Source organism: Mycobacterium sp. E2462 (genome assembly GCF_001672685.1).
Lineage (GTDB): Bacteria > Actinomycetota > Actinomycetes > Mycobacteriales > Mycobacteriaceae > Mycobacterium.
Map to the genome: position 1 here is coordinate 1 of NZ_LZKC01000449.1, position 3,668 is coordinate 3,668.

The 3,668-nt window shown below is 65.9% G+C and carries 3 protein-coding genes; all 3 read right to left on the reverse strand.

Going from position 1 to position 3,668, the window contains the following annotated elements; genetic code table 11:
• Window positions 1-902, reverse strand: a 902-nt coding sequence (gene atpD, locus A5714_RS23300) for a F0F1 ATP synthase subunit beta (protein WP_068289370.1), incomplete at its 3' end; no start/stop codon positions are given.
• A 22-nt stretch (window positions 903-924) separates the two neighbouring features.
• The gene (locus tag A5714_RS23305; protein ID WP_068073121.1) at window positions 925-1,851 is read right to left on the reverse strand and encodes a F0F1 ATP synthase subunit gamma; all 927 of its coding nucleotides are present in this window, start codon (window positions 1,849-1,851) and stop codon (window positions 925-927) included.
• Between the two features lie 6 nt (window positions 1,852-1,857).
• Window positions 1,858-3,582: a F0F1 ATP synthase subunit alpha gene (gene atpA, locus A5714_RS23310; RefSeq protein WP_068289374.1), complete on the reverse strand. Its 1,725-nt coding sequence runs from the start codon at window positions 3,580-3,582 to the stop codon at window positions 1,858-1,860.
• Window positions 3,583-3,668: the final 86 nt, after the last annotated feature.

The window sequence follows — 3,668 nt, forward strand, 5'->3', positions numbered from 1 at the left end:
AGCTCGCCCATCTCGTCGGCCAGGGTGGGCTGGTAACCCACCGCCGACGGCATGCGACCCAGCAGCGTCGACACCTCGGAACCGGCCTGGGTGAACCGGAAGATGTTGTCGATGAACAACAACACGTCCTGGCCCGCCTCGTCGCGGAACCACTCGGCCATGGTCAACGCGGACAGCGCCACCCGCATACGGGTGCCGGGCGGCTCGTCCATCTGACCGAACACCAACGCGGTGTCCTTGAGCACGTCGGCTTCCTTGAGCTCGACCCACAGGTCGTTACCCTCGCGGGTGCGCTCCCCCACCCCGGCGAACACCGAGGTACCACCGAAGTTTCGGGCGATACGGTTGATCATCTCCTGGATGAGCACCGTCTTGCCCACGCCGGCACCACCGAACAACGCGATCTTGCCACCACGCACGTAGGGGGTGAGCAGGTCGACGACCTTCAGGCCGGTCTCCAGCATCTCGGTGCGGGGCTCGAGGTCCTCGAACTTCGGCGGCTTGCGGTGGATCGACCAGTGGTCGAAGTCCTCGCCGTAGCCGTCCTTGTCCAGGCAGTCGCCCAGCGCGTTGAAGACGTGACCCTTCACGCCCTCGCCCACGGGCACCGAGATGGGGTTGCCGCTGTCGGTGACCGCGACGCCCCGCACCAGGCCATCGGTGGGCTGCAGCGAGATGGCGCGAACCAGGTTGTCGCCCAGGTGCTGCGCCACCTCGAGGGTCAGCGTCTTCTTCAGCTCCTCGTAGGAGACCTCGGCGTTCAAGGCGTTGAACAGGTCCGGCACCGAGCCGCGCGGGAATTCCACGTCGACGACGGGGCCGGCGATGCGTACCACGCGGCCCTTGGTGTCGGTGTCCTGGGCGTTCTCGGTCTTGTCGGCGGTGTCAGTTGTGGCAGCCATAATTTTCTTCGCTTCCTTTGCGCTACCGGGCGTCGGCGTCGGCGAGCGCGTTTGCGCCACCGACGATTTCGCTGATCTCTTGGGTGATCTGGGCCTGTCGCTCGCGGTTCGCCATCAGCGTCAGCTCTTTGATCAGGTCGTCCGCGTTGTCGGTGGCCGACTTCATCGCCCGCTGTCGCGACGCCAATTCCGAGGCGGCGGAATCGAGCAACGCGGCGTACACGCGGGTGGTCACGTACCGCGGCAGCAGCGCGTCGAAAAGCTCCGACGCACTGGGCTCGAAGGAGTACAGGGTGTGCAGATCGTCGGTGTCCTCGACGTACTCGGTGACCATCGGCGCCACCCGTCGCGCGTCGGTCGACTGCGAGAGCATCGACTTGAACTGGGTGTAGACGATGTGCAGCTCGTCCACGCCCTCGCCGGAGCCGGACTGGTCGTCGTCGATGTCGGCGCCGCTGCCGGTCATGAAGGCATCGACCAGGGTCGACGCCACCTCCGACGCGTTCTCGTAGCTGGGTTGCTCGGAGAAACCAGTCCAGGATTCGGTGATGTCCCAGTTCCGGAACGAGTAGTAGTTCTGCGCCTTTCGGCCCACCACGTACAGGACCGGCGTCTTGCCTTCCTCACGCAGCTTCGCGAACAGCTCCTCCGAGCGGCGGAAGACGCTGGAGTTGTAGGCACCGCACAGTCCCCGGTCGGAGGACACCACCAGCACGCCGGCCCGCTTCGGGTCATCCCGCTCGACGAGCAGCGGATGATCCAGCGCGGCCTCGCCGGACAGGGTGGTGAGCATGCGGGTGATCTCTTCGGAGTACGGGCGCGCGGCTTCGAGACGAGCCTGCGCCTTTCCGATCCGCGAGGTCGCGATCAGCTCCTGGGCCTTGGTGATCTTTTTGATCGAGCCGGCGGAGCGGATCCGACCGCGCAATTCGCGAAGTGTGGCAGCCATTGGTCGCTACTTCTTTTTCTTCTCCGAGCCGCCCTGGTCCGAGCCGCTGTCCTTGGAAACGCTGTCTTTGCCGGAGCCGCCGTCCTTCTTGGCGCCTTCCTTGTCGGACTGCTTCTTGACCTTCACCGACTCCTTCTCCTCGCCCTCGAGGGGCTCGGCGTGCTCGTCGGGCACCACCGAACCACCGTCGGTGGCCGCGAAGCTCTTCTTGAAGTTCTTGATGATGTCGGTCAGCTGCTTCTCGCCCTCCTCGGACAGCTTCTGGCTGTCGCGGATGCCCGCGAGGAACTTCTCCTCCGACGCCCGGATGTGGTCGAGCAGCTCGGTCTCGAAACGCCGCACGTCCTCTACCGGCACCGAGTCCAGGTGGCCGCCGGTGCCCAGGAAGATCGAAACCACCTGCTCCTCAACGGGCATCGGCTGGTACTGGGGCTGCTTGAGCAACTCCACCAACCGCTCACCGCGCTCCAGCTGGGCCTTCGACGTGGCGTCCAGGTCGGAGGCGAACGCGGCGAAGGACTCCAACTCGCGGTACTGCGACAGGTCCAGACGCAGCGAGCCGGCCACCTCCTTCATCGCCTTGATCTGTGCGGCACCACCCACGCGGGACACCGAGACACCGACGTTGATGGCCGGGCGGACGCCCTGGTTGAACAGGTCGGACTCGAGGAAGCACTGACCGTCGGTGATCGAGATGACGTTCGTGGGGATATAGGCCGAGATGTCGTTGGCCTTGGTCTCGATGATCGGCAGGCCGGTCAGCGAGCCGCCGCCGAGCTCGTCGGAGAGCTTTGCGCAACGCTCCAAGAGCCGCGAGTGCAGGTAGAACACGTCACCGGGGTAGGCCTCGCGGCCCGGCGGGCGACGCAGCAGCAGCGAGATGGCGCGGTACGCCTCGGCCTGCTTGCTCAGGTCGTCGAACACGATCAGCACGTGCTTGCCGTCGTACATCCAGTGCTGGGCGATCGCCGAACCAGTGTACGGCGCAAGCCATTTGAAGCCGGCGGAGTCGGACGCGGGCGCGGCCACGATCGTGGTGTAGTCCATCGCGCCGCCCTCTTCGAGCGCGCGACGGACCGAGGCGATGGTGGTGCCCTTCTGGCCGATGGCCACGTACACGCACCGCACCTGCTTGCGCTCGTCGCCGGTCTCCCAGTTCTGGCGCTGGTTGATGATGGTGTCGACGCACACGGCGGTCTTGCCCGTCTTGCGGTCGCCGATGATCAGCTGCCGCTGGCCGCGGCCGATCGGGGTCATCGCGTCGATGGCCTTGATGCCGGTCTGCAGCGGCTCTTTCACGCTCTGGCGCTGCACCACCGAGGGCGCCTGAATCTCCAGGGCGCGGCGGGTGTCGGTCTCGATGTTGCCGCGGCCGTCGATCGGCTCGCCCAGCGGGTTGACGACCCGTCCGAGGAACGCGTCACCGACCGGGACCGACAAGACCTCGCCGGTCCGCTTGACCTGCTGACCCTCCTCGAGCTTTTCGAAGTCACCCAGGATGACCGCACCGATGCTGTGCTCGTCGAGGTTCAGCGCCACGCCGAGAACGCCGCCGGGAAACTCGAGCAGCTCCTGGGTCATGACGGAGGGCAGGCCTTCGACGTGCGCGATGCCGTCCCCGGCCTCGGTGACCGTGCCCACCTCCTCGCGGGAGGTGTCGGAGGTGAAGGAGCCTACGTACTCCTCGATGGCGCTCTGGATGGCGTCAGCAGAGATTGTCAACTCGGCCATGGCTTTTCGTCTTCCTACTTGATCTTCGTTCGCATGGGGTGGGGAAAGTAGTGGGTGCTCAGTCGGGCAACTGAGCCTCGGCCGCG